This is a genomic window from Streptomyces sp. CNS606 (genome assembly GCF_000426325.1).
On the sequence record NZ_KE384521.1, the window covers coordinates 571,638 to 598,516 of the forward strand.

The following is a 26,879-nucleotide window of genomic DNA, read 5'->3' on the forward strand; positions in this document are numbered from 1 at the left end:
AAGGTGGGGACCACGTGGATGTCACCGTGCACGCCCCCGGCGAGCTGAGTGCGGCGGACCGGGCGGCCTGGGCCGGATTGCAGGCGCGGGCCTGGGAGTCGGGCAACGACGCGCTCGCGAACCCCTTCCTCTCCTACGGTTTCACGGCCGCGGCCGGTGACTGCTTCGGCGGCGTGCAGGTGGCCGTGGTGCGTGACCGGCACGAGGGGGCCGGTGCGGCGGACGGCGGTAGGGCCGCCGCGTTCTTCCCGTTCCACCGCAGCCCCCTGGGCGTGGGGACGGCCGTCGGCCTCGGGGTGTCCGACTGCCAGGGCATGGTGCACGAGGGGGACTTCCGGGCCGATCCGCACGAACTGCTGCGCGCCTGCGGGCTGGCCATCTGGGAGTTCGACCATCTCGCCGAGGTGCAGCGGCCGTTCGGGGCGTCGGCCGCCCGGTGGTACCCGTCGCCGGTGATCGACGTCGGGGACGGCTACGAGCGGTATCTCGAAGGGCTGCGCAGCCGTTCGCCGAAGCTCGTACGCGATCTGCGCCGGCGTGAGCGCAAGCTGGAGCGTGAGGTGGGCGAGCTGCGCTACGTGCACGACGAGCGCGACCCGGACCTGCTCCGCACGCTGATGCGGTGGAAGTCGGCGCAGTACCGCAGGACCGGCCGCAGCGACCGCTTCGCGCAGCCGGAGCTGCTGGGGCTCGTGGAGCAGCTCTTCGGCGCGCGCGAGCCGGAGTGCGCCGGGCTGCTGTCCGTGCTGTACGCGGGCGGGCGGCCGATCGCCGCGCACTTCGGGCTGCGGTCGCAGCAGGTGATCAGCTGCTGGTTCCCGGCGTACGACACGGACTACTCGAACCTCTCGCCGGGCATGCTGCTGCACCTGAAGATGGCCGAACACGCGGCGGCCTCCGGGCAGGCGTATCTCGACCTGGGCCGGGGTGAGATGTGGTACAAGGACGCGCTCAAGACCCGTGAGCTGCGGGTCGGCGAGGGCTGGGTGAGGCGGCCGCACCCCGTCGCGTTCGCCCACCAGGCGCGGCGCGGTCCCCTGCGCGCGCTGCGGCGGACCGTGCTCGGCCGTCCCGAGCTGCGCCGCCCCGCGGACAGGCTGCTCAGGCGGCTGGGGCGGCTGCGCTCCGGCAGCGGCGCGTGATCCTTCCGCCCGGTCGCCCGTCCCCGCAGGTTCCGTCGCCACCGGTCGCCGCCGACCGCTGAGGGCGCCCTCCCGATCGCTATGGACATTCCACGCAATCCGGGCATACGTTGTAAACGTACGACGTTCTCCGCGCGCAGCCCGGCTGCGGCCTCAGTTTCAGGGAGGACCCCTTGAGTCCTGAGACGATCTCCGTGGTCATCTGCGTCTACACCGAGAAGCGCTGGTCGGACATCCTCGCCGCGGTGGCCTCGGTCCGCGCACAGACCCTTCCGGCCCATCAGACGCTGCTCGTCGTCGACCACAATCCCGCACTGCTCCGGCGGCTCGCCGCCCACTACGCTCCTGCGCCGCCCGGCACGGTCACCGTGCTCGCCAACGCCGGGCCCCAGGGCCTGTCCGCGGGCCGCAACACGGGGCTCGCGGCGGCCACCGGCACCCTCGTCGCCTTTCTCGACGACGACGCGGTGGCCGAACGCGACTGGCTCCGCCACTTCGCCGCCGCGTTCGACGACCCGCGGGTGCGGGCGGTCGGCGGCCGGACCGTTCCCGCCTGGGCGTCGGGCCGGCGGCCCGCCTGGTTCCCGTACGAATTCGACTGGGTGGTGGGCGGCTCGTACCAGGGGCAGCCGCAGGGCCGCGCCGTGGTGCGCAACGTCCTCGGCGGCAACGCCGCCTTCCGCCGGGCGGTCTTCGACCAGGTCGGCGGCTTCGCCGTCGGCATCGGACGCGACCACGGCAGCCGGCCGCTGGGGTGCGAGGAGACCGAACTGTGCATCCGGCTGCAGCACACGCTTCCCGACGCGCTGGTCCTGCTCGACGACCGCGCCGTGATCCATCACAAGGTCCCGGCCGACCGGGAGCGCTTCCGCTACTTCGCCTCCCGCTGTCACGCGGAGGGACTGTCGAAGGCGCTGGTCAGCCGAAGCGTGGGAGCGACGGCGGGGCTGGAGACGGAACGCCGCTACGTCACCCGCGTACTGCCCGCCGGGGTGCTGGCGGGGGTGCGGGACGCGCTGCGCGGACGCCGGGGCGCCGCGGGACGCGCCGGGGCGATCGTCGCCGGCGCCGTCACCGCCGCCGCCGGGTACGTGCTCGGCGCCCTGCGGGCACGCCGGAGCGGCACGGTGTTCGCCGTACCGGCCGGTCTGGGGTGCGGGCCGCCATGACCGCGACCCCGACGGCCCGCCCGGCCGTGCCGATCCTGATGTACCACGCGATAGCCGACCGCCCGGACCGGTCCGCCTACCGCCTGTCGGTGTCTCCGGCGGCCTTCGCCGAGCAGATGGAGCTGCTGACCGGCCAGGGGTTCTCCCCCCTCACCACCCGGCAGCTGTCGGCCGCGTGGCGGGACGCGGGCTCCCTGCCGGCCCGGCCGGTGCTCATCACCTTCGACGACGGCTACGAGGGCGTGCACCGGCACGCGCTCCCCGTGCTGAGCCGGCACGGCTTCCCCGCCACGGTCTTCGTGACCACGGGCTGGCTGCGCGGGGGTGAAGCCGCGGACAGCGCACCGTGCGGCATGCTCGACTGGCAGCAGGTGCACGAACTCTCCGACGCGGGCGTGGAGATCGGCGCCCACACCCACCGCCACCCCCAGCTGGACCAGCTTCCCGACGACCGGTTGTGGTTCGAACTGCTCCACAGCCGGCAGCTCCTCGGAGAGCAACTGGGCCGTCGCCCCGTCTCCTTCGCGTACCCCTACGGCTACTCCAGCGCACGGGTCCGGCGTGCGGTCGGGGAGGCCGGGTACGCCGTCGGGCTCTCGGTGGGGAACGCGATGGCCCGGCCCACCCAGTGCCCGTACGCGCTGCGTCGCCTGACGGTGCGCCGCTCCACCGGCATCGAGGAGTTCGAGGCCCTCGTCGAAGACCGGCTGGTCGGCCCGAACTTCGTCCTCGACAGGCTGCTGACGCACAGCTTCGCGATCGGCCGGGTGTCCCAGCGCGCAGCCCGCAAGCTGTGCCATCCCGGGCCGGGGAACGTGATCTCGTGGTGGGCCACAGCACCCCCGGCAGTCGGCGACGCCCCCCGGACGCGCGCTACGGTCCCGACGTCGGCGCCGACGCCGGCGCCGACGCCGGCCCCGACTGCAGCTCCCGCAGCTCTCGAACCTCCCTCACCTCCCGAACCTCCCGAGGCGGCCACCCCCTCGGAGGCGGCCGGGACCTCCGAGCCCCCGTCACCTCCCGCGCCGCCGCCCGCCGGCGGAAAGTCCGGGAAGGCGGGCGGCGGCACCGGCACTCCGCTGTTCCGCAACGCCTACGCGCTGATGCTCAACACCGCCCTCTCCGGGGTGCTGGGGATCGCCTTCTGGGTGCTTGCCGCCCGCTACTACTCGGACAGCGCGGTGGGCCAGGGCTCGGCGCTGATCGCGGCGATGAAGTTCCTCGCCGGACTCACCGCGCTGACCCTTCCCGGCGCACTGCAGCGCTTCATCCCGGTCGCGGGCCACCGCACCCCCAGGCTGGTCCTCGGTACGTATCTGGTCAGCGCGCTGATCGTCGCGGCCGCGGCCACGATCTTCGTCATCACCCTCGGCTTCTGGGGGCCGACCTATCGCCTGGTGGACGGAGGGCTGCCCGCCCTCGCCTTCCTGGCCTCGGTGATCCTCTGGGCACTGCTGACCCTCCAGGACGGCGTGCTGACCGGGCTGCGCAGCGCGGTGTGGGTGCCTGTCGGCAACACGGTCTTCCTCGTCGCGAAGATGGTGCTCGTCGTGGCACTCGCCTCGGTGTTCCCCATCGCCGGGGTCTTCGTCTCCTGGGCCGCGGCGATCGCCCTGTCGGTCGTTCCGCTGACCTGGCTGGTCTTCCGGCGGCTCATACCCCGTCACGTCAGCGCCACCAGGAAGGCCGTGCTCCCCGCGCCCCGGCAGATCGGGCGCTTCCTGGCCGGCGACTGCACCGGATCCCTGTTCTCGCTGGCCGTGATCTACCTGCTGCCCGTCGTCGTGGCCACGCAGATCAGCTCCGAACTGAACGCCTACTTCTACCTCGCCGCGGTCATCGGCTCCTCGATCGACCTCCTCGCGATCAACATGGGCGCCTCCCTGACCGTGGAGGGGGCGCACGCCCCGTCCCGGCTCGCGGCGCTCTGCCGGGCCTCGCTCCGCAAGATGGCCCTGATCATGGTGCCGATCAGTGTGCTCACGGTGCTCTTCGCGCCGCAGATCCTGCGGGTCTTCGGCGCCGAGTACGCCGACCACGCCACGATGCTGCTCCGGCTCATGGCGGTGGCCACCCTGACCCGGGTCCTGTTCGAGGTGTACTTCGCGGTGCTCCGCGTGCAGAACCGGACCTCCCGGGTGGCGCTGCTGCAGGGCTCGCTCTGCGTGCTGCTGCTCGGCTCGACGGTGGCCCTGCTGGGGTCCTTCGGCATCACGGGAGCGGGCTACGCGCAGCTGGCCAGCCAGACCCTCATCGCCGCCGTCGCCTGCGTCGGCCTGGCACGGCTGCTGCGCCCCCGTCCGACGCCGGTGCCTCCGGCGGGGCCCGGCTCCGGGCGTGTGTCGCTGACCAAGACCGCGGCACCGCCGGGTGGGTCCCCGGGCGCGCCGGCGGCCTCCGCCGCGCCCGCGCCCGTATCGCCGCCCGCGTCGCCGCCCGCGCCCGCGCGCCCGCCCTCCGGCGCGCCACGGGCCGCCGCCGGTCGCGTGCGCCGCCGTCGGTGGGTGTGGCCGGTGGCCTTCGGCTGGGCGATGCTGGGTGCGGCGCTGGCCCTGTACTGGTTGCCGCTGCGCGGGATGACCGACGCCTCGCTGGACGCGATGAACGGCCTCGGCCTGGTGTCCGTCCTGCCGCGCACCACACTGCTCGGCGCGTTCCTGCTGGTGGTCACCTTCTGCTGGGGGCTGTGGTTGCGCACGCAGCACCGCGGTCTCCTCCTGGGTGTGCTGCTCGCGACGGTGGTGTCGCTGCACGCGGTGCCGGCGGTGATCGAGGCCTTCCCCCGCTTCTCCACCGCCTGGGAGCACGCCGGGTTCGTGGAGTACGTCGAGCGGACCGGCAGCGTGGCACCCGAGATGGACGGCCGCTTCACCTGGCCCGGCTTCTTCGTCGGCGTCGCCCTGCTCACCCGGGTCGGCGGCATCTCCGACCTCACCCCGCTGATGCAGTGGTGGCCGGTCGCGATCAACCTGCTCTACCTCGTCCCGGTGTTCCTGCTGCTCCGCGCCGTGCGCGCGACCTGGCGGGCCAAGTGGTGCGCGGCCTGGGTGTTCGTGCTGTGCGGCTGGGTCGGGCAGGACTACTTCTCGCCGCAGTCGGTGGGCTTCCTCGCGTACCTGGTGTTCGTGGCGGTGCTGCTGCTCTGGTTCCGCTCCTCGCCGCCGGACGCACGGAAGGCGGGCGCGCGGGTCCCCGGTGAGGCGCGGCCACGGCGTGCCCGGGGCACCCGGTCGGCGCTGCTGCTGGCGCTCCTCATCGGGCTGTTCGCCTTCACCACGGTCAGTCACCCGCTCACCCCGTTCATCATGCTCGCCGCGGTGACCGGGCTGGTGCTGTGGAAGCGTTCCCGGCTCCGCGGGCTTCCGCTGCTGTGCCTGGTGATCGTGGCGACGTGGACCGGGTTCTTCGTCGAGCCGTACTGGTCGGGGCACCCGCTGTTCAGCAGTTTCGGCTCGCTCGGCGGGAACATCACCTCCAGCACCTCGGGCCGCATCGAAGGCGGCAGCAGCCTGCACTCGATGGTGCTCTACTGCCGGGTGCTCCTGGCCGCGAGCGTGATGGCGCTGGCCGCGTACGGCTGGCTGCGCCGGCGCAGGCGCGGGATCAGCGACCGGGCGCTCGTCATCCTCTTCGTGATGCCGTTCATGGGCGTCTGGCTGCAGTCCTACGGCGGCGAGATCGCCCTGCGCGTCTTCATGTTCATGCTGCCCGCCGCCGCCGTCCTGGCGGGTCTGGCGTTCTTCCCGCGCCTCTCGTACCGCAGGCGGCCGTGGCTGGGTCCGCTCGCCGCGCTGATGGCGGGCCTGGTCCTCATGGGCGGCTTCCTCGTCGCCCGCTGGGGCAACGAGTCCTACGAACGGGTCCGCCCCAGCGAGGTGGCGGCGATGGACCACCTGACCCGCCACGATTCCCCGACCGCCCGTGCGCTGTGGCTCGACACCGACCCGCCCTCCGTCCTGTCGCCGAATCTCCCCTGGCGGGTGACCCGGGACATGGAGAAGACCGTCTACAAGCCGGTCGTCTCGCCGCGCGACCCGGAGAAGGCGGGTCCGCTGGTGCAGGGGCTGGAGGACGCGGGGCCGAACTCCTACCTGGTGCTCACCCGCGGCTCCGCGAAGTACCTGGAGCTCACGGCGGGTTACCCGGAGAACTGGTACGACCGGGCGACCGCCGCGCTCGACCGGCGCGCGGACGTCACCGAGGTCGTCGACCGACGGGACGCGGCCGTGTACCGGCTGGCCGATCCCTACACCGAGCCGGCGGACCAGCCGCAGGTCGGCAACACCGGCCTGAACGTGACCTGGACGGCCTGGTCGGTCCTCGGCGGGGTGGTGGCCGCGCTGCTGCTGGTCCTGCTGACGACCCGGGAGTTCGTGCGGGTGCTGGTGCCGGACCGGCGACGGCTGCGCGCGATGCGGGTGTCCCTGGTGGCGGCGCTGCCGCTCGTGGGCCTCCTGGTGGTCGCGATCGTCAACCGCTTCCTCACGCTGAGTTGACCCCGTCCGCGGATTGACCCCCTCCGCGGGGCGGGCCGGGCGGATGGGGTCACCGCTGCAGCCAGGTCACCTCGTACGGGCCGAAGTCGACGGGCTCCCCGTCCACCTCGGCCCGCAGCGAACGGCCCGAGGTGTTGACGGCGAGCACGGTGCCGGCGTCGCCGAGGACCCGCACCCGCGCGTCGTCGGCCCAGAGCGTGGCGAACTCGGTACCCGGCGGGAACGCGGCGGCGAAGCCGCGCAGCAGCTCCAGCACGGGCCGGGCGACCTCGTCGGCGGGCGCCGGGCCGTTCTGCCACAGGCAGCCGGTGCAGCGGCCTCCGGCCTTCTGGGGGTTCCAGTAGAACGCGGCGGCGGGATCGCCCCGGGCGATCTCCATCATCGCGGTGGCCTGGACGGCGGTGTGCTCGTCCTCCCGCCAGCCGGCGTCCGACGGCGTGACGTACCACTCGGACCACCACAGGGGCAGGGAGCTGCGCTCGTGCAGCCAGCGGCCGACGTCGGAGAACTTCTCGGTGGCCGCGAACCGGTCCGGGCTCAGCGAGTCGTCCCGGGCCGCGCTGGAGCCGTCGACGGCCAGGAAGTCGGCGCCCGCGCGGTGGGCGAGCCAGTAGTCCAGCGCGTCCACCACGCGCTGGTCGAGCGAGCCCCAGGGGCCCCGCACCGCGGACGCGTGGTGCGACTGCCCCGGCGGCACGCTGTCCATGCCCAGGTAGGGCCCGCCCACCAGGTTCCGCCGGTCGACCTTCTTCACGGCCTTGTGGACGGCGTTGTAGAGGCGCGTGTAGCCCTCGTAGTCCCAGCGGCCCTCGTCCTGGTTCCAGAAGCCCTTGAGCTCGTTCCAGACGACGAAGTGCCGGACGTCCGGGTACCGTTCGGCGATCCTGGCGGACAGCGCGGCGAAGTCGTCGTAGTGCTCGGGGGACGGCGCCTCCTCGATCCGCGACCAGTCGGTCCTTCCGGCCTCGCCGCCCTTCATCCAGTCCGGTGCGCAGCACAGGGTGATGACCGGTGTGCCGCCGGTCCCGCGGATCAGGGAGATGCGGCTGTCGAGACTGTCGAAGTCGTAGTCTCCGGGCGACGGTTCCGGATTGCCCGCGCCCCAGCCCATGATGGCCTGCACCTGCGGGAGCGGCTGCGCGGACGGCTCGTCGACGATCGCCTCCCGCTCCGCGGGGGCGTCGCCGTCGGCGCTGCGCTGGGTGTGGGTGAAGCCCCATCCCGGGCCCGTGTCCGTCGCGGGAGGAGGGCCGCCCCTCTCCCAGCCCGCCTCGCGCGAGCCGGAGTCCGACGGCGTGCTGCAGCCCGCCAGGAGCACGGCCGTCGCCGTGAGGACCGCCGTGCCCCCGGTGAGGTGAGCCGCCGCCCGTCGCAGAGCGGCGCTCACCGCCTGACGGGGAGGCTCCCGGGGCGCGTCGGTCATCGCGGTGTCAGTCGTCGGCGGGGGCGGTCCGGGGGCGGGCGCCGGGGCGTTCCGCGAGCAGCGTGCGGAGCACGCGGCGTCCGTCCGAGACGGCGTGCAGATTCGATCGCCCGCTGCGGCGGGGCAGCTCCAGGCTCGGCACCTCGGCGATGCGCAGCCCGGAGCGCAGTGCGTGCACGATCATCTCGGCCTCGATCTCGAACCCCGCCGCATGCAGGTCCAGTTGTTCGAGGAAGCTGCGACGGAAGGCGCAGAACCCGTAGCAGAGGTCGGTCAGCTTGGTGCCGTAGAGATGGTTGACGGCCCCGAGGAGCACCTGGTTGCCGAGCCGGCGGAAGCGGGTGATGTCGAGGGAGCCGCCTCCCGCCATGAAGCGGGATCCCTTGACGAAGTCGTAGCCGTTCTCGAGGAAGTGCAGGAAGTGGGGTATCTCCGCGGGGGACATGCTGCCGTCGGCGTCGATCATCACGACGTGGTCGCCGGTGGCCGCCAGGAAGCCGGTCCGCAGCGCGTTGCCCTTGCCGGGCCCGCACTGGGGGATGAAGCGGACCGCGGGGAGGCACTGCGTCGCCATGAGCACGGTGGCGTCGCTGGAGTCGCCGTCGACCAGGATGACCTCGTCGACGCAGTCGGGGATCTGCTCGAAGACCCACGGGATGTTGCGGGCCTCGTTGCGGGCCGGAACGACCACGCTGACGGTCGGCCGGGCGGGAGGGGCGTCCTCCGCCCGCCGCATCGGGTGCGGGGTGTTGTCGGTGGCCCGACGTGCGGGGTGCGCGGGCGGCGCCGCGTGCGCCGGCGGTGTTCCGGCCGTCGAGTGCGGGGTGGCGTTCATGGTGTTCCCGTCCCAGATCGTGTATGTTTACACCGTATATGTACTTTCTAGGGTAAATCAGACATTCAAGTCAAGCCCTTCGAGGGAGCGACGATGCCGACGCAGGCCGACGGCGGTGGCCGGGGACGCAACGGTCCGGAGCGCCGGGCCCGGCCACGCAACCGGACCGGGCGCCTGAGCCGGGAGCGGGTGCTGGCCGTCGGGCTGGAGCTGGTCGACCGGGAAGGGCTCTCCGCGCTGAGCATGCGGAGGCTGGGGGCGGAGCTGGACGTCGAGGCCATGGCCGTCTACCGGTACGCGGAGGGCAAGGACGCGCTCCTGGACGGCCTGGTGGAAGCGCTGTACACCGAGCTCCAGGAGCGGCTGGACGCCGGGACCGAAGCGGCGGGCTGGCGCACGGAGCTGCACCGCGTGTCGCGGGCGACGTACGAGGTGGCACTCGCCCACCCGCACGTCGTCCCGCTGCTGGCGACCCGCATGCTCGCGGTGCCGCTGGCACGCCGGCCCCTTCCCGTCCTCAAGCAGCAGGAGCGGGTGCTGGTGCTGCTGGACCGGGGCGGTCTCGACGAGGACGCCGCCGCCGCGGTGTTCCGGGCCTACAACGGCTGGGTTCTCGGCTACCTCTTCGTCGAGCTCCGCGCCATGGTGGACAACCCGGAGGAGACCGACCCGGCGTTCCGGCTGGGCCTGCACCGGATGCCGGTCAACGAACTGCCGCGGCTGCGGGACAGCGCGCCCGTGCTCGCCGAGCAGGGGGGCGTGGAGGGGCTGGCCGCCGGGCTCGACGCCCTGCTGGACAGGCTGGTGCCCCCACGGCCGCGCCGGTGATCCGAGGGGTCGTGAATCCGGTGGCCCCGGCGGGGGCCGGTGGCGCGGTCAGCCGGGGCAGGGCTCGGAGACCCTGGCCGTGGCGAGGTCGACGGCGATGTGCGTCGGGTGCGTGCCCGGGAGGGGCGTCTGGGCGCAGACCTTCCAGTGCCGGCCGGAGATCTGCCGCCGGCCCTCCCCCGAGGCGTCGTACGAGGTCGGCGTGGAGAAGCCGGCGGCCCGTGCGGCCTCCCGTGCCCCGTCGAGGTTCTGGCCGACGAGGCCCGGAAGCACCGCCGTCTCGGTGAGCGAGGGGGACGGCTGCGGGCGGCCGTCACCGGCGCGGAACACGGGCGGTCCGGGCTTCGACTCCGGCTCGGAGGCCTTGTGCGAGGGCTTGCCCGAGGGCGCGGGTGCCGGAACGGTGCGGGCGTCGTGCGCCACGGCTGCGGCGCCCACGAGTACCAGGACGGAGCAGAGGCCCACGCCGATCCGCTGCGGCGTGCTCGACTTCGTGGCCGGCTCGGGGTTCACGGGCACTCCGGAGGAGAGGGGGCGGGGGCCTTGCGAAGAAGTGACGCCTGGCGGGGCACGAGGGTTGCACGCCCTGCGGGACGGGTTCAGCGGCGCGGGCCGGACCGGGTGCCGTACAGGGTGAACGCGGTGTTGACCAGCGCCACGTGGCTGAAGGCCTGCGGTGCGTTGCCGAGTTGGCGCCCGTCGACCGGGTCCCACTGCTCCGACAGCAGACCGAGGTCGCTGCGGACGGAGAGCACGTCCTCGAACACCGCCCGGGCCTCCGCACGCCGGCCCGCGGCCACGAGGGCGTCCGCGTACCAGAGCGAACAGGCGAGGAAGGCTCCTTCTCCGCCGTGCAGGCCGTCCACCGCGTGCCGTGCGGAGCCGGAGACCGGCGCGTACCGGTGCAGGAAGCCCTGATGGCCCAGACGGTCGCGGATCGCGTCGAGGGTGGCCAGCACCCGCCGGTCCCGCGCGGGGAGGAAACCGAGACGGGGGATGAGCAGCGCCGTCGCGTCCACCGAGGGCGCGCCGTAGTACTGCACGAACGTGCCCTGCCCCGCGTCCCAGCCGAGCCGGCACACCTCGTCGTGGATCTCCTGCCGCATCGCCCGCCACCGGGAGGCCATAGGCCGCAGTCCGGCGGCCCGCGCCATCCGCAGCGCCCGGTCCGCGGCCACCCAGGACATCACCTTGGAATGGACGAAGTGCCGCCGCGGCCCACGGACCTCCCACGGCCCCTCGTCCGCGTCCCGCCAGTGCTTCTGCAGGTAGTCCATGAAGGACGCGAGCAGGCTCCAGGCGTGGCGCTCGATCGGCACGCCCGCCCGCAGCGCCGAGTAGAAGGTGTTCAGCACCTCGCCGTAGACGTCCAGTTGAAGCTGCTGAACCGCGTGGTTGCCGATGCGCACCGGCGCCGAGCCCTCGTAGCCGCCCAGCCAGTCCGCCGGGCCCTCCCCGATCTTGCGCTGGCCCGCGACGCCGTAGAGCGACTGCAGATCGGCCGGGTCGCCGGCCACTGCGCGGACCAGCCAGTCCTTCCAGGCGACGGCCTCGTCCCGGAAACCGCTGCGCAGCAGGCAGGACATCGTGGACGTGGAGTCGCGCAGCCAGCAGTACCGGTGGTCCCAGTTGCGCTCCCCGCCGACGTCCTCCGGGAGCGAGGTGGTCGCGGCGGCCAGCATGCCGCCGGTCGGCGCGTACGTGAGTGCCTTGAGCGTGATCACGGAGCGGACGACGGCCTCCCGCCAGGGGCCCCGGTAGCAGCACTGCCGCGACCAGGTCTCCCAGAAGCCCAGGGTGGCGGCCAGCGCGGCGCGGGTGTCGAGGTCCGCGGGCACCGGGTCGTAGGACGGGCTCCAGCTGAGGACGACGGCGCGCCGCTCGCCCGCGGAGACCGTGAAATCCATCCGGGCGCAGCCCTCCGCCACGTCCACCTCGGGCGGCGGCTCACCCGTCAGCCGCAGCGCGTCCGGGCCGGCGAACGCGGTCATCCCGGGGGCCGTCGCCACCGCGGAGGCCGCGCGCGCCTGTCGGCCCGTGCCGTTGCCGGGCAGCATCCACGGCACGATGCGCCCGTAGTGGAAGCGCGGCCGCAGCTCGCCGTGCATCGCGACCCGCCCGGAAACGCCCTCCACCACCCGCACCAGGTACGGGCTTCGCATCCGCGGCGGCATGAAGTCGGTCAGCCGGACGGTGCCGGAGACGGTCTCCCACACCGATTCCAGTACCAGCGTGTCACCGCGGTAGGACCTGCGGTTGCAGCGCCCGGCGCCTGCCGGGGCGAGCCGCCAGTGTCCGTTCTCCTGCCCGCCCAGCAGGGCGGCGAAGCAGGCCGGGGAGTCGAAACGCGGGGCGCACAGCCAGTCCACCGACCCGTCCCTGCCGACGAGGGCCGCGGTCTCCAGATCTCCGACGAGGGCGTAGTCCTCGATCAATCCGGGCACACCTGTCATTCTACGCGCGTGATCTTCGGCGGCGAGTTGACGGCGCCCGTGGCCGGCAGTACACCTGGAAGTACGGGGAGCGTTCGCCTCAGCAATCAGCAACGCTCGGGAGATTCCGTGCCGTCCTCGTCGGCGCAGTCCATGCGCGAGACCTGCGCGCCGCACCCGCTGCGACGCGCCACCGACTGGCCTGCCGCGGGGCGCCGTTCGCCACCCGACGCGGGGCGTGCGAGCCCGCACCGCGTGCGCGGGCATCCCGCCCGCCGGGCCTCGGACCGGTTCGTACGGCGCCCTCCCGCTCGTCCCGCCGCCGTCCGGTCGACCTCCTCGCGAGCCCGCCGTCGCCGTGGCCGCCGTGCGCCGGGCACGGCCCGCGGGCGCAGCAGGCGTACGGACGGGGCGGACGGGTCCAACCGATCGGACGGGGCGGACGATCTCCACGCCCGCGTCCGTCGCGGCCCGGCTCGAGCGCTGCGGGGCGGTGCGGCGTGAACATCGAAGTGGTCCGGCCCGCAGAGCTCGGCTCCGCCGCGCAGGCGTCGTGGCAGACCATGCAGCGCAGCGAACCGCAGCTCGCCAACCCCTATCTGGCACCGGAGTTCGCCGTCGCGGTGGGCCGGGTGCGCCGGTCGGCACGGGTGGCGGTGCTCACCGACGGGCGCCGGGGGCCGGTGGCGTTCTTCCCCTTCGAACGCCGCGCCGCGGGGCTGGGGCGGCCGATCGGCGCGGGCGTCTCCCGCTGCCAGGGGCTCGTCCACGCCTCCGGCCTGGTCCTCGACCCCGGGACGCTGCTGCGCGGCTGCCGCCTCCAGGCGTGGGAGTACGACCATCTGACGGGCGGCCAGGGGCCGTTCGTGACGAGCACGGTGCGGCAGGTGCCCAGTCCGGTGATCCGCGTCGACGACGGCTACGCCGCCTACACCGACCTGCTGTGGCGGCGCGCGCCCGGCGAGCTGCGCGAACTGCGGGCCCGCGAGAGCCGGTTGGCACGCGAGGCGGGCGACCTGCGCTTCGTGTTCGACGAACGCGCACCCGACGTGCTGGACACGTTGATGCGCTGGCATTCCGCACGGTGCCGGACCGTCAGCAGGCCCGACCCCTTCGCCCGGCCGGCGGTCCGCGCGCTGGTGTCCGACCTCCACGACACCCGGGCCGAGGGCTGCTCCGGCCTGGTGTCGGCCCTGTACGCGAACGGTCGGCTGATCGCGTGCACCTTCGGGCTGCGCTCCCGACGGGTGCTGGTGAACCGATTCCCCGCCTATGACACGGCGTTCGCCGGGTACTCGCCGGGGCTGCTGATGTACCTGATGCTCGCCGAGGGGGCGGCGGGTCGCGGCATCGACCGCATCGAGCTGGGCCGCGGCTGCGGCGAGGGACACGAGGAGCAGGTGAAGTCGGCGGACGTGCTGCTGGGGGAGGGCCGGGTGGAACGCGGCACGCGGTTCGCCGGGCTGCGCGCGAAGCACGCCGACGCGGTCCGCGCCGTGCGGGCCCGGCTGGGAGCGTGGCGATGAGGGACCGTGCGTGCCGGCCCGGTGTCCTCAACGGGCGCGCCGGGCGTGCAGCAGCAGCATGCCGGTGTCGCCGTAGTCGGGAAGGCCGGCGTCCTTGCCGACGCGGGTCAGCCGCAGGTCCTCGGTGAGCGGCGCGAACACCGCGCGCACGGTGTCGGCGTCGGCCGGGAACGCCGGCCATCGCGAGTCGACGCCGATCCGGTAGGTCGGCATGTTCTCCATGAACGCCGCCAGCAACTGCCCGCCCGGGCACACCGCGTGGACGAAGGCGCGGCACAGCGCGGCGAACTCGTCCCCGTCCTCGGTGACGCTCTCCGCGACGAAGTGCATCGACGCCAGACCGTACGCGCCGGCGCGTACGGCGGTGGCGCGGCCCGGCACAAGCCGCACGCGCGACAGTGCCTCGGTCAGCGTGCCGGGCAGGGCGGGATCGAGGCTGCGGCACAGCGCGTAGAACTCCTGCCAGCTGGAGTCCTGCAGGCCCGCCAGCTGCCGGGCCAGGTAGGCGCGCGCGGCCGCGCCGGGTTCCAGCGCGTCGATGCGCCGGCTGACCGCGGCGGCCTGCATCAGCGGATACAGGTTCGGTCCGCAGCCCAGCTCCAGGGAGAGCGCGACGCTGCCCGGCGGGATGCTGCGGTACACGGCCGCGTGGTGGCGGAGGACCGCCGCGTCGGCGTCGTGGATCTCGCGGTAGTTCTCCGCCAGGTAGTCGCCGACCGGCCAACGGTCCCAGTCCGCCTCGGCGTTGCGCCACGGCGACGGCACCCCGGCCGGCGCGACTCCGGCCGGGCGGCGGTCGCGCGCCGGGCCGTGTGCCGGGCCGTGTGCCGGGTGGGTGGTCACCGTCGCCTCCCCGTACCCCCGGCCGCCGCGCGGGGCCCCCCGCCCGCCCCGCCCGCCCCGCCCGCGTCGTCCGCGGGACGCAGCGGGAAGCGGCGGGCGAGGTCGGTCAGCGTCGCCTTGAGCTCCTCGATCTGCTCGTCGGTGTTGCTCGCGGTGACCTGCACCCGGAAACCCACCTGGTCCCGCGGCACCAACGGGTACGCGGCGAGCGTCACGTAGACGCCGCGGTCCCACAGGAAGCCGCTCACCTCGTCCAGGTCGGCCGCGTCCCCGAGCGGGATCTCGATGATGGGCAGCCCGTCGGTGTTCGGCGTGCCGACGTCCAGCTCCCTCAGGTGGTGCAGGACCGCCGCCGTCCGCCGGTGGAGGTCGCCGCGCAGCGCGTCGCCCCGGCGGTCGTTGACGTCCATCCCGGCCAGTACGGTCGCGAGCGAGGCGGTCGGCGACGGGCCGGAGTACAGGTAGGGCGCGGCGGCCACCTTCAGGTGCTCCTTGAGCCAGGTCGGCAGGGCGAGGAACGCCAGCAGCGACGAGTACGCCTTGGAGAACCCGCCGACCAGCACGATCCCCTCGTAGCTCTCCCCGATGTGCCGGATGATGCTGTTGCCCCGGCACCCGTACGGCGAGGTCTCGTCCGGCCGGCGCTCACCGATCACGCCGAAGCCGTGCGCGTCGTCGACGTACAGCAGCGCGCCGTGCTCCCGGCAGACGCGGACAAGGGCGCCCAGGTCGGGGCAGTTGCCCGTCATGCTGTTGACGCCGTCCAGGCAGACCAGCCGGGACGAGCCGGCGGGCACGGCGTGCAGCAGGGCGTCGAGCTGGTCGGGCCGGTCGGCGTGGAAGCGCTGCACGCTCGCTCCGTGGCCCCGCGCCACCACGCACCCGTCGTAGACCGTGCGGTGCGCCTTGGCCTCCACGAACACATGCCCCTCGCCCGCGAGAACGGGAATCACCGACTGGTGGATCAGGCTGATGGTCGGCAGCACCAGGGCGTCCGGGGCGCCGAGCAGGCCGGCGAGGCGCTCCTCGATGCGCGGGTAGAGGTTCGGGTTGCCGATCAGCCGGGACCAGCTCGGGTGGGTGCCCCACCGCCTCACCTGCGGCCCGATGGCCTCGATGATCTCGGGGTCGAGGTCGAAGCCGAGGTAGTTGCAGGACGCGAAGTCGGTCAGCCAGTGGTTCCCGCAGCGGATGCGGCGTCCGTCCACCTCGTCGATCACCGCGTCGACCATGCGGCTGGAGTGCCACAGCTTCGACAGGTCGCCCCAGCGCGGGTCGCGGCGGATCGCCCACCCCTCGGGCCGCTGCTGGGTGTGCCGGGCGGTGGTGCTCGGGGCCTGCGGGCGGTGCTGCGCGCCGTCGAGGAGCAGCCGTTCGCCCTCCTGCGAGGTCATCGGGTGGGCGTACAGGTAGCCCTGGCCGAAGTGGCAGCCCATCGCGGCCAGCAGGTCGCGCTGGCCGCGCTCCTCGATGCCCTCGGCGACGACCTGGAGGCCGAGCACGTCCGCGATCCGCACGATGCCCTCGACGAGTGCGACCTGCTGGGCATCGGTGGTGAGGTGGTCGATGAAGGACTTGTCGACCTTGAGCATGTCGATGGGGAAGTCCCGCAGGTAGCTGAGCGAGGAGAAGCCGGTGCCGAAGTCGTCGATGGCGATGGACACGCCGAGGTCCTTGAGCGTCGACATCGTGGTGCGGACCTGGTCGTCGCGGCGCATGAAGGCGCTCTCGGTCAGCTCCAGGATCAGCGAACGCGGCGCCAGCCCCGAGGTGTCCAGCACCTGGCGCACCTGCCCGAGGAACGCCTCGTCGCGGAACTGCCGTGCGGAGACGTTGACGTTGACGTACAGCGGCTCGGCGCGGGGGCGTACCTGCTGCCAGCGGGCCACGTCCGACGCCGCCCGCGCCAGCACCCAGGCGCCCAGCGGCATGATGTGGCCGGTCTCCTCCGCCAGGGTGATGAACTCGTCCGGCGCCACCAGGCCGCGCCGCTCGTGCGGCCACCGGACGAGAGCCTCGAAGCCGACCAGGTCGCCGGAGGAGATCTGCACGATGGGCTGGTAGCGCAGCGCGAACGCCTCCTTGGCGATGGCGCTGTCCAGCCCGGCCTGGAGTTCGTGCCGCTCCCGCAGCCCCGAGTGCAGCTCGCGGCGGTAGTGCCGCCACTGCCGCTTGCCCGTGGTCTTCGCCGCGTACAGGGCCAGGTCGGCGTGGCCGAGCAACTCCTCGCTGTCCGCGCTGTCCTCGGAGGTGGCGATGCCCACGGACGCGGACGCGTTGACCGTCCCGCTGGTGAGCCGGAACGGTTGGGACAGGGCCTGCACGACCTGCCCGGCCAGCCGCTCCGTGTCCTCGGGCCGCTTGGAGCCCTCGATGAGCACGGCGAACTCGTCGCCGCCCAGCCGGGCCGCGGTGTCGCTGCGGCGCACCGTGGAGGTGAGCCGGCGGGCCACGGCCGTCAGCAGCTCGTCGCCCAGCGAGTGGCCCATGGTGTCGTTGACGACCTTGAAGTCGTCCAGGTCGATGAAGAGCACGCCGGTGAGGGTGGCGTCCCGGCGCCCGCGCAGCAGCGCACGCTCGATGCGTTCCAGCAGCAGGACGCGGTTGGGCAGCCCGGTCAGCGGGTCGTGGAACGCGCGGTGGGTCAGCTCCCGTTCGAGCTTCCGCTGCTCGGTGACGTCGCGCAGGGTCAGGACCAGGGCGTTCACCGTGTTCTCGTGGCGCAGGTTGGAGCAGCGCACCTCGACGTCGAGAGGATCCCCGTCCTCCCGCACCACGCGCCAGTCGCCGCGGGTGTCGCCGCTGCCGCCCGCCCGGATGCGGGCCAGGCGTTCCAGCACGGCCGCCCGGTCGTCGGGGTGGAGGAGCCGGTCGACGGGCGTTCCCGGGAGACGGGTGCTGCCGAACATGCCGTCCGCGGACGGGCTGGCGTAGCGCACGGTGTCGTCGTCGTTGACGATGAGGATCACGTCCGAGGTGTTGTGCACCAGGGTGCGGAAGTACGCCTCGCTGTTGCGGCGGCCGATCTCCCGGCTCAGGCCCACCCGTTCGAGGGCGAGCGCGACCTGCGCGGACAGGCTCTCCAGGGCGCCCCACAGGCCGAGAAGCCTGCGCTCGGAGCCGGCGACGAGGAGCATGCCCAGCAACGGGCGGCCGCGCGGCCCCTCGGCGGTGAGCGGGCAGAGCAGCACCTTCTCCGACTCCCCCAGGTCGGCGGCGAGGGCGGGCCCCAGCGCCTCGACGGAGACGAGGCGCTTGCCGGAGGCGAGTGCGGAGAGACGGCCCCCCGGCTCCTCGGGGTGTTCCTCGACCTGCCGGACCCAGGGGCGCCCCGTGGTGGGCATGGCCTGGAGACAGCCCTCCGGGTCGGACACCAGCAGCAGCGTGGCGTGCCGGACCCCGCGGCCGAAGAGGGCGGTGGCGGCGACGTCCACGCAGGCCGCCACCTCCCGCGGGCTGATCGCCGAGACCAGCGAGCCGGCCGCGACGCGCAGGCCGCGCTCCCGGCCGACGGCGCGCCGGTGGTCGGCCATGACGCCGCCCAGCCGCGCCAGCACCAGCAGGAACATCACGCCGGCGAACGCGGCGAGCACCGCGGCGTCCAGGGGGCGGCCGGCGCTGGCCTCGTACGCCAGCATCCCCGGGGCGACCAGGCAGGCGGCGCCCAGCAGCGCGAGGCGGCGGCGGGGGATGCCGGGGGTGGGGGGCGGCATGGGTTCGGTCAGTTCGACCATGGACGGGTGCAGCGCGGCCAGGCCCCAGGCGAGGAAGAAGGCCACCCAGCCCAGGTCCATGGGCGAGCCGACCTGCCAGGTGCCCTGGAGCTGCAGGTAGCCGTACAGCACGTCGGAGACCAGCAGGCCCAGTGAGCCCAGCACCAGCAGTTGTACCGCCCGGGACCGGGCGCCGCCGGGCACGAGCAGCCGCAGCAGCAGCGCCAGGACCAGCACGTCGCCCAGCGGGTAGGCGATGGAGATCATTTTGTCGAGGAAGGGCGTGTCCTCGGCGCTGGCGAGAGGGTCGATGAGGAAGCGCCAGGAGAAGAGCGCGAGGGCGAGCGTGAGGATCAGCGCGTCGAGGAGGTTGGCCAGGTCCCGCCCCGGCCTGCGGTACCGGGTGAACGCGTACAGCCCGACGGCGTAAAGGGGGTAGGTGAGCAGGTAGAAAACGTCGGCGGGGGAGGGGAACGGGTTGGGCTGGTTGAAGAGGTTCTCCAGCAGGTTGTAGGTGGTGTCGCCCGCGGTGAAGGCGAGCGAGGCGGCCGCCAGGATCCACCACGGCCAGGCGGGGGCGGGCCGGTTGCGGCGGACGCCGACCAGCATCGCGGCGACCCCGAGCAGCCCGATGGCGGCCCACAGGCTGGTGTGGCGGGCGGGGAAGAGCAGGTAGGCGACCGTGAGCGGGACGGCCAGCAGCACGAGCCCGGCCATCAGGGCGCCCGTCCGCGGTGTCCCGATCAAGGAAACCGCCCCCTTGGATCGTGAACCTCTTCCGATGCTAGGACCGGCCTCAGGCGCCTGCATGTCGGCGCCTGAGGGGGTGTCGGCCCAGGCGGCAGGCGTCGGCCCAGGCGGTAGACTGAGGCGGCAGACGTACACCCCGAGCCCGGCGCCGCGTCGGCAGGGCTCCGTGCAGGACCAGAGCCCGGCGTGCGGGCCTGGTCCTTCTTGACGTCGCGTCGTCCGCTTTCCGCCCGTCTTCCGCATGACGAGGAGCCGCTTCCGTGACGAATCTCGCGCTCGGGCCGAGCTGGCTGGATCCGGACTACCTGATCCAGACCTTCGGGCTGATCGGCATCCTCGTCATCGTCTTCGCCGAGTCGGGGCTCTTCTTCGGTTTCTTCCTGCCGGGCGACTCGCTGCTGTTCACCACCGGTCTGCTGGTGGCGACGGGCCAGTACCTGCACTACCCGCTGTGGCTGGTGTGCAGCCTGGTCGTGATCGCCGCGGTCCTCGGTGACCAGGTCGGCTACCTCTTCGGCCGCAAGGTCGGTCCGGCGCTCTTCAAACGCCCGGACTCGCGGTTCTTCAAACAGGAGAACGTCGAGAAGGCGCACGACTTCTTCGAGAAGTACGGCCCCAAGTCGCTGGTGCTGGCCCGCTTCGTGCCGATCGTGCGGACGTTCACGCCGATCGTGGCCGGCGTGAGCCGGATGAACTACCGCTCGTTCGTCACCTTCAACGTCCTCGGCGGTGTCCTGTGGGGCGCGGGCGTCACCCTGCTCGGTGCCGCGCTGGGCCAGGTCGACTTCGTGCACCAGCACATCGAGGCGATCCTGATCGGCATCGTGCTGCTGTCGGTGCTGCCGATCGTGATCGAGTTCCTGCGGGCGCGGCGCTCGTCCGGCAAGGGCCGCGGCCCCGGAGACGGCGACCGGAACGGCAGCGGGAACGGCGGCGGCTCCGGGCAGAGCCACGACGCCGGGCGCAGGGCCGCCCGCCGGGCCGACCGGCCGCGCCGCCGCGGCCGGCACGCCCTGCGCTGAGCTCCCGTCGCCGCGGGGCCGCGACGGGTCCCGGGGGCCGCGCGATCGTCACGGGGTCTACCCCCAGTCGCGCCCGGAGCGCCCGCGCTTCAGGTCGCCGCGCTGCTTCTTCTGCCGCAGCCGCCGCTCGTTGACGCCGCGCGGTATCCGCTTCTTCCGCCGCGGCCGGGGCGGCGGCGCGGTGGCCTCGGCGAGCAGCGCGGCCATCCGTACGGCCGCCGTCTCGCGGTTCCGCCACTGCGAGCGGTGCTCGCTCGCCCGTACGACCAGGACGCCGGCCACCAGGCGGCCCGCCAGCTGCTCCAGGGCGCGCGTCTTCCACACCTGGGGCAGCGCCTCGGTGGCGGCGAGGTCGAAACGCAGTTCGACGCTGCTGTCGCTGGTGTTGACGTGCTGCCCGCCCGGCCCCGAGGACCTGCTGAAACGCCAGCGGAGCTCGGACTCCGGGAGCGGGACGGAGCCGCGGATGACATGGGGACCGGACATGCGTCCCATCGTCGCGTGTCCAGCCGTCCGCCGTCACGGCGTTTTCGCACCGCCGTGGGAACCCGGGCCCGGCCCGGTGGCGTTGTGGGTGGTGAAGGGTACGGACCCGAGATATTCGCAACGAAAGGGCAACCCCATGGCTGTAAGCCTGTCCAAGGGCGGCAACGTCTCACTCACCAAGGAGGCGCCCGGCCTCACCGCCGTCACGGTCGGCCTCGGCTGGGACGTCCGTACCACCACGGGCACGGACTTCGACCTCGACGCCAGCGCCATCGCGGTGAACGGGGCCGGACGGGTCCACTCCGACCAGCACTTCGTCTTCTTCAACAACCGCGCCACCCCGGACCAGTCGATCGTGCACTCGGGCGACAACGTCACCGGTCAGGGTGAGGGCGACGACGAGCAGATCAACGTCAACCTGGCCGCGCTGCCCGGCGAGATCGACAAGATCGTCTTCCCGGTCTCGATCTACGACGCGGAGTCCCGCAGCCAGAACTTCGGCCAGGTGCGCAACGCGTTCATCCGTGTCGTCAACCAGGCCGGCGGCACCGAGATCGCGCGCTACGACCTCAGCGAGGACGCGGCGACCGAGACCGCGATGGTCTTCGGCGAGCTGTACCGCAACGGCGCCGAGTGGAAGTTCCGCGCCGTGGGCCAGGGCTACGCCTCCGGTCTCGTCGGCATCGCGCAGGACTTCGGCGTCAACGTCTGACCGCGCGCACTGCCACCAGGGCCCGGCGGCCCGGCGGCACCGCCCCCGCCGGCCCGGCCTCCCCCGCAGGGAGACCGGGCCGGCGTCGTGCGGGGCGACCTCACGCGCCCCCGTCCCCCGGACCGGCTCGTCCGGGTGTCGCCGCCGCGTGGACCGGGGCGGGCGGCGGAGCGACAATGGCCAGGTGAGACCTGACAGCCCGAGGGACTCGTCGCACCGGTAGGGGGTGACACCTCGTGACCTCCTCCGCCAGGCCGCGCGGGCGGCGTGCCGTGCCTCCCCCGGGGCTGCCCGCGCAGGCGTTCGACGCCGCGCCGTTCACGGTCGCCGCGACCTGGGGCACCGACCACCGCCTCGCCTACGCCAACCCCCGGCACCGCGGCCTGTTCGGCGACGCCCCGCTCGACACCCCCTTCGCCCGGGCCTGCCCCGACCTGGCCGGCGACGAGTTCCTGAGCCGCATGGACGCCGTCCAGCGCACCGGCGAGCCGTACGTCTTCACCGCTCTCCCGGTGGTGCTGCACCTCCCCGGAGAGGGCCCCGCCGAGAAGCTCTTCACCTGCAGCCTCTCCCCGGCGGTCGCACCGGACGGCCTGCGCGGCGTGCTGGTGGTCTCCACCGAGGTCACCGGTCAGATCGAGGCGCAGCGGCGCATCCTCCACCGGTTCCAGCGGCTGGTCGGGGCCAGCGAGCAGAAGACCCTGGTGGCCGACCCGGCCGGCCGGGCGCTGGAGGTGTCCGGCTGGGAGCACGTGACCGGCCGTACGCGGGCCGAGCTGATCGGCGACGGCTGGCTGGACACCGCGCACCCGGAGGACCGGCCCGCGCTGGAGAAGGCGTGGCGCGACGCCGTGCGCGACGTTCCCGAACGCTTCGAGCACGTCTACCGGCTGCGGTACCGGGACGGCTCCTACCGGCACTGCCGCATCGGTGCCGTGCCGTTGCGGGAGAACGGGTCGCTCGTGGAGTGGGTGGCCGGGTGCTCCGACATCGAGGAGGAATGGCTGGAGGAGCGCCGCGCCGCGCTCCTCGCCCGGGCCGCCGCCGTGGTCGGCGACGCATCGAGCGCGGAGGAGTCCTTCGCCGCGCTCAGCCACGTCGTGGTGCCCGCGCTCGCCGACCAGTGCGGCATCTACCTGCTGCCCGAGTCGCCGGGCGACGGCTCGAAGGCCGAGACCCTGACCGTCCAGCGGGTGGCCGCCACCGCCCGGCGTGGACTGGAGGCGCGGCTGCCTCCGCTGCGCGACGAGCACGTCGACCCGCACGTCCACAGCGCCTTCACCCACGCCGCGCTGGCCCGGGTGCCCGCCCGTGCGACGTTTCCGCCCGGCCAGGCGCCGCCCGGGTTCGCCCCGCCCGCGCTCGCGCCGTGGATCGTCAAGGCCCAGGCGCACAGCGGCGTCCTGGTGCCCGTGCTGGTGGACGGCACGGTCGCCGCGGTGGTCTCGGCCTTCGTCTGCGGCGTGCGGGAGGCCATCTCCGACCAGGACACCGAGCTGATCCGCGACATCCTGGAGCACGCCCACGGACCGCTGCGCAACGCCCTGGAACTGCACCGCACCCGACGGGTCGCCAACGCGCTGCAGCACAGTCTGCTGACCGCGCCGCCGCACGTGCCCGGACTCCGGATCAGCGCGCGCTACCGCGCCAGCGCCACCACCGCCCAGGTGGGCGGCGACTGGTACGACTCCTTCCTGCTGCCGGACGGAGTGGCCAGTCTGGTGATCGGAGACGTCGCCGGCCACGACCTGGCCGCGGCCGTCACCATGAGCCGGATGCGCAACATGCTGCGCGGGCTGGCGGTCGACCGCACCGAGCCGCCCGGCGACATCGTGCGCCGGCTCGACCTGGCCGCGCAGTGCCTCGGCCCCGAAGAGACCACCGCGACCTGCGTGTTCTGCCGCGTCGAGCCGATGGGCGACGGCCATTGGCGGCTCAACTACGCCGTCGCCGGCCATCCGCCGCCGCTGGTCGTCGAGGCCGACGGCAGCTCACGCTTCCTGGAGGCGTCGCACGGCCCGCTGCTCGGCGGCGTCTCCCCGGAGATCCCCCGCGGCAACGCCCTGGAGCGGCTGGGCCCCGACTGCACCCTGCTGCTCTACACCGACGGCCTGGTCGAGCGGCCCGGAGAGGACATCGACACCAGCCTGGAACGCCTCCGGGAGCGGGCCGAGACGCTGGTGACGGCACCGCTGGAGGACTTCTGCGACGAGCTGGTCGACCGCCACAACCCCGGCACCAGCGACGACATCGCGCTGATCGCGCTGCGCACGGCGCCGGACCCGCGCGGCGCCTGAGCCGCGGTGCGCGCCGGCGAGCACGCGCGTCGGCCGCCGCGTCGCGCGCCCGCGCCACCGCCCGACGGCCGCGCACCGGGCCCGTGACAGCATCGGGGCGTGCTCGACATCGGCTACGCCCTCTCCTCCCGCTTCCCCGACCCGCCGCAGACCGACTACCGCGTCGCCGACCGGACCGCGCTGCGGCACGACCTCTTCTGCGGCGACGTGTACCTCGCGGACGTCGACACGGACCACGAGGTGTCCACGGCCTGGGGCTGGCTGCCGGTGCTGGACTTCGCCTGGGCGCTCTGCGACATCGCCGAGCGGCTGGACCGCGACCCCCTCGGCGGCCGCTCGCCGGGCCCGCAGCGGGCCGAGATCGACTTCACCGAGAGCGTCGACCGGCTGCGTTTCGAGCGCCGTTTCGGCACGGTGGAGGTCACCGCGGACTGGGCCGCTCCGCACGAGCCGCCGCTCGTGCTCGGGTACGCGGAGCTGCGGCGCGAGGCCCGCGACTTCCTGCACGACCTGCTGGCCGACCTCGTCGACATGCACGAAGGGCTCGACGCGAACCCCGAGGTGTGGAGCCTTCGGGCACGCTTTCCCCGTCTGTAGGCGGTCGGCGACGCTGCGTGGGCGTGCCGGGGGTTTGTTACCCACCGGTTCCGTCCCGGGGTGGTGCGGAGCTACGGTGGAGGTGAGACATTTCCCCCTATGGGTCTCATCGTGGCGCCGGCCAGGTGCCGTCGCAGCACCTCCCGCCCGATGGTGTCGCCACAGACAGGACATGCCGTATGAATCCCCCCGAACCGCGGTCCCCCTCCCTCGAGCACGCCGCGGAGATCCTCGGCGTGGCGCGTTCCGCCGACGGGCGTGACGGCGGCATGTCCCGCGACTCCGACGACGAACCGGGCGGCCATCCCGTGCCCACCCCGGCCTCCGGGGACGACCGGTGCCCGCGAGGCGGCGAGGAGCGGCCCGGCGCGGACGACGACGGCGACCGGCGGCGGGGTCCGCGGCGCGCCGCGGACCGGCGGGCCGCCGAACGGAACCGGCAGGAACGTCTCCTCGAGGAGGACGCGCTGGTGCGCGCCCTGTTCTCGCAGTCACGCGTCGGCCTGGCCGTCCACGACGCCCTGCTGCGCGTCACCCGCACCAACCTCGGCCACGACTGCTTCCGCCCCCTCGCCGTCGGCCGCGGGGACCCTGACACAAGCGGGCGGGACGCCCGGCCGGAGCCCCGGCACCCCGAGTCGTTCCTGGAGGCGGAGGACGCGGCCCGGGTGGTCGCCACGCTGAGCCGGGTCGCCGAGACCGGCGAGCCCGTCATGGGCGTGCCGCACCGCGCGCGTTGCCTGGGCCGGCCGGACGACGACCGCGTCGTGTCGCTCTCCGCGCTCCCGCTGCTCGACCTCGACGGCGCCGGCCGAGGCGTGCTCACCTCGGTCATCGACATCACCGACGCGCACCGCGACCGGGAGCGGCTGGCCATGGTCAGCGAGGCCGCCAAGCGCATCGGCACCTCCCTGGACCTGACCCGCTGCGCGGAGGAACTCGCCGACTTCCTCGTGCCGGAGTTCGCCGACCTCGCCGCCGTCGACTTCACCGAGGTGGTGCTGGTCGGCGAGGAGCCGGGCGACATCGCGCGCGGCGCGCCGTTCACGCGGGTGGGCGTGGCGGCCGCCGAGGGGGAGTGGCCCCCCGAGCTGTACCAGCCGGGCGAGACGGCCCTCACCCGCACGCTGGAGACCGAGTACCTGCGGGAGCGTGCCGTGCAGGTGCCCGACCTGGACGAGATACGGGACGCCTGGTCGGACGACGACCACCGGCGGCGGCTCTTCCTCGCCGAGGGCGCCGCGTCCTACATGTGGGTGCCGCTGCACGCCCGCGGCCTGGTGCTGGGCTCGGCGCACCTGTGGCGCCGGAAGGGCTCCGCCCCGTTCGACCGGCGCGACGCCGACCTCGCCGAGGAGGTCGTCAGCCGGGCCGCGCTCGCCGTGGACAACGCCCGTCGCTACACCCAGGAACGGCGGACCGCCGAGGCGCTGCGCCGCAGCCTGCTGCCGCCCTCGCTGGTCGAGGTGAGCGCCGCCGAGGCCGCCGGCAGCTGCCTTCCCGCGGCCACCACGGCGGGCGTCGGGGGCACCTGGTTCGACGTCATCCCGCTGTCCTCCGCGCGCGTCGCCTTCGTCGTGGGCGACTCGGTCGGCCACGGCCTGGAGGCCACGGCGGCCACCGGGCGGCTGCGCACGGCCGTGCAGACGCTGTCCGACCTCGACCTTCCGCCCGACGAACTCCTCGCCCACCTGGACGACCTGGTCGAACGCCTCTCCGCGGACGACGCCACCACCTGCGGACCGGCCGGCCGGATCAAGGGCTCCACCTGCCTCTACGCGGTCTACGACCCGGTGACCGGGCACTGCACGATGGCGTCCGCGGGGCACCCGCCGCCCGCCGTGATCTCCCCGGACGGGGACTGCGCGCTGGCGACGTGCGAACCGGGCCCGCCGCTGGGGGAGGCCGGCGAACCGCTCGAACCCTTTGAGCTGGCCCTCGAACCCGGCAGCCGGCTCGCCTTCTACTCCGGCAACCTGCCGCCCGCACGGGAGGACCGCTCGCCCGCGCCGCGCCTGTGCGACGCCCTCGGAGAGGCCGCACGGACGCACTCCTCGCCCGCCGACGTCGTCCGCGAGACGCTCAGCAGCCTGGTCCCGAAGACGCCCGACGCGGACACCACCCTGCTCCTCGCCTGGCCGCGGCGGCTGCCCGCCGACCACACCGCCGAATGGCGGTTCCCCGCCGACCCGGCGATCGTCGGGCAGGCACGCGAGGTCGTCGCCGCCCAGCTCGCCTCCTGGGGACTGGACGACCTGGTCTTCACCACCGAGCTCATCGCCAGCGAACTGGTCACCAACGCCATCCGGTACGCCGGCGGGCCGGTGACGCTGCGGCTGATCAAGGACGAGACGCTGATCTGCGAGGTCTCCGACCCGACGCAGACCCATCCGCATCTGCGCCGCGCCCGCCCCACCGACGAGGGCGGCCGCGGCCTGTTCCTGATCCACCAGCTCACCGAGCGCTGGGGCAGCCGCTACACGCCGTGCGGCAAGACCATCTGGACCGGCCAGCGGCTGCCCGACGGCACCGAGGAGCAGTAGCGGACGCGCCCCCGGAGCCGCCGGAGCCGGTCCGTGCCGCACAGCACGCCGGGGCGCGTTGTCAG

General features: G+C 73.7%; 17 protein-coding genes. 10 read left to right on the plus strand and 7 right to left on the minus strand.

Annotated elements, in window-relative coordinates; all coding sequences use genetic code 11:
- The first annotated feature begins 14 nt into the window (after positions 1 to 14).
- The 3 genes from K304_RS0123370 (at position 15) to K304_RS33765 (ending at position 6,807) form a co-directional block, all read left to right on the plus strand.
- Positions 15 to 1,142 carry a GNAT family N-acetyltransferase gene (locus tag K304_RS0123370; protein WP_027765692.1) on the plus strand — a complete coding sequence of 376 codons (1,128 nt, stop codon included), beginning with the start codon at positions 15 to 17 and terminating at the stop codon, positions 1,140 to 1,142.
- Positions 1,143 to 1,315: 173 nt separating this feature from the next.
- A complete protein-coding gene (locus tag K304_RS0123375; protein WP_027765693.1) occupies positions 1,316 to 2,311 on the plus strand; it encodes a glycosyltransferase family 2 protein in 996 nt (331 codons plus the stop codon).
- The gene (locus tag K304_RS33765) at positions 2,308 to 6,807 is read left to right on the plus strand and encodes a polysaccharide deacetylase family protein (RefSeq protein ID WP_486591782.1); all 4,500 of its coding nucleotides are present in this window, start codon (positions 2,308 to 2,310) and stop codon (positions 6,805 to 6,807) included. Before K304_RS0123375 ends, K304_RS33765 begins: the two co-directional genes overlap by 4 nt.
- A 49-nt stretch (positions 6,808 to 6,856) precedes the next feature.
- On the opposite strand, the gene K304_RS0123385 is transcribed toward K304_RS33765, so the two are convergent.
- Together K304_RS0123385 and K304_RS30870 are read right to left on the minus strand one after the other, a co-directional pair.
- Complete coding sequence (locus tag K304_RS0123385) at positions 6,857 to 8,230, minus strand: GH39 family glycosyl hydrolase (protein ID WP_106965654.1); 1,374 nt, start codon at positions 8,228 to 8,230, stop codon at positions 6,857 to 6,859.
- Positions 8,231 to 8,237: 7 nt separating this feature from the next.
- On the minus strand, positions 8,238 to 9,065 hold the full coding sequence (locus K304_RS30870; RefSeq protein ID WP_051308748.1) for a glycosyltransferase family 2 protein: 828 nt from the start codon (positions 9,063 to 9,065) through the stop codon (positions 8,238 to 8,240).
- A gap of 93 nt (positions 9,066 to 9,158) precedes the next feature.
- Between K304_RS30870 and K304_RS0123395 the strand changes: the two genes are divergently transcribed.
- On the plus strand, positions 9,159 to 9,893 hold the full coding sequence (locus K304_RS0123395; protein ID WP_027765695.1) for a TetR/AcrR family transcriptional regulator: 735 nt from the start codon (positions 9,159 to 9,161) through the stop codon (positions 9,891 to 9,893).
- 48 nt (positions 9,894 to 9,941) lie between these two features.
- Here the strand turns inward: K304_RS0123395 and K304_RS31875 are convergent, their stop codons facing one another.
- On the minus strand, positions 9,942 to 10,406 hold the full coding sequence (locus K304_RS31875; protein WP_051308749.1) for a hypothetical protein: 465 nt from the start codon (positions 10,404 to 10,406) through the stop codon (positions 9,942 to 9,944).
- An 86-nt stretch (positions 10,407 to 10,492) separates the two neighbouring features.
- Entirely contained in the window at positions 10,493 to 12,337 is a 1,845-nt protein-coding gene (locus tag K304_RS30880; protein ID WP_037791520.1) for a glycoside hydrolase family 15 protein, read from the minus strand.
- A gap of 488 nt (positions 12,338 to 12,825) precedes the next feature.
- On the opposite strand from K304_RS30880, the gene K304_RS30885 reads away from it, so the two are divergent.
- A complete protein-coding gene (locus tag K304_RS30885; RefSeq protein WP_051308750.1) occupies positions 12,826 to 13,851 on the plus strand; it encodes a GNAT family N-acetyltransferase in 1,026 nt (341 codons plus the stop codon).
- A gap of 27 nt (positions 13,852 to 13,878) precedes the next feature.
- On the opposite strand, the gene K304_RS0123415 is transcribed toward K304_RS30885, so the two are convergent.
- Together K304_RS0123415 and K304_RS30890 are read right to left on the minus strand one after the other, a co-directional pair.
- Entirely contained in the window at positions 13,879 to 14,694 is an 816-nt protein-coding gene (locus K304_RS0123415) for a methyltransferase (RefSeq protein ID WP_078529576.1), read from the minus strand.
- Entirely contained in the window at positions 14,691 to 19,154 is a 4,464-nt protein-coding gene (locus K304_RS30890; RefSeq protein ID WP_486591783.1) for an aminotransferase class I/II-fold pyridoxal phosphate-dependent enzyme, read from the minus strand. Before K304_RS30890 ends, K304_RS0123415 begins: the two co-directional genes overlap by 4 nt.
- 263 nt (positions 19,155 to 19,417) lie before the next feature.
- On the opposite strand from K304_RS30890, the gene K304_RS30895 reads away from it, so the two are divergent.
- Positions 19,418 to 20,179, plus strand: a complete 762-nt coding sequence (locus K304_RS30895; RefSeq protein WP_051308751.1) for a VTT domain-containing protein — start codon at positions 19,418 to 19,420, stop codon at positions 20,177 to 20,179.
- Between the two features lie 57 nt (positions 20,180 to 20,236).
- Here the strand turns inward: K304_RS30895 and arfB are convergent, their stop codons facing one another.
- Positions 20,237 to 20,665, minus strand: a complete 429-nt coding sequence (gene arfB, locus K304_RS0123430; RefSeq protein ID WP_027765697.1) for an alternative ribosome rescue aminoacyl-tRNA hydrolase ArfB — start codon at positions 20,663 to 20,665, stop codon at positions 20,237 to 20,239.
- 136 nt (positions 20,666 to 20,801) lie between these two features.
- Between arfB and K304_RS0123435 the strand changes: the two genes are divergently transcribed.
- The 4 genes from K304_RS0123435 to K304_RS30900 all read left to right on the plus strand — a co-directional run bounded on the left by K304_RS0123435 (position 20,802) and on the right by K304_RS30900 (position 26,814).
- Positions 20,802 to 21,377, plus strand: coding sequence for a TerD family protein (locus K304_RS0123435; protein ID WP_027765698.1), 576 nt, complete (start codon positions 20,802 to 20,804; stop codon positions 21,375 to 21,377).
- 236 nt (positions 21,378 to 21,613) lie between these two features.
- Complete coding sequence (locus tag K304_RS0123440; RefSeq protein WP_051308752.1) at positions 21,614 to 23,674, plus strand: SpoIIE family protein phosphatase; 2,061 nt, start codon at positions 21,614 to 21,616, stop codon at positions 23,672 to 23,674.
- A gap of 99 nt (positions 23,675 to 23,773) precedes the next feature.
- On the plus strand, positions 23,774 to 24,271 hold the full coding sequence (locus K304_RS0123445; protein ID WP_027765700.1) for a hypothetical protein: 498 nt from the start codon (positions 23,774 to 23,776) through the stop codon (positions 24,269 to 24,271).
- 179 nt (positions 24,272 to 24,450) lie between these two features.
- Positions 24,451 to 26,814, plus strand: a complete 2,364-nt coding sequence (locus tag K304_RS30900; protein ID WP_051308753.1) for a SpoIIE family protein phosphatase — start codon at positions 24,451 to 24,453, stop codon at positions 26,812 to 26,814.
- Positions 26,815 to 26,879: the final 65 nt, after the last annotated feature.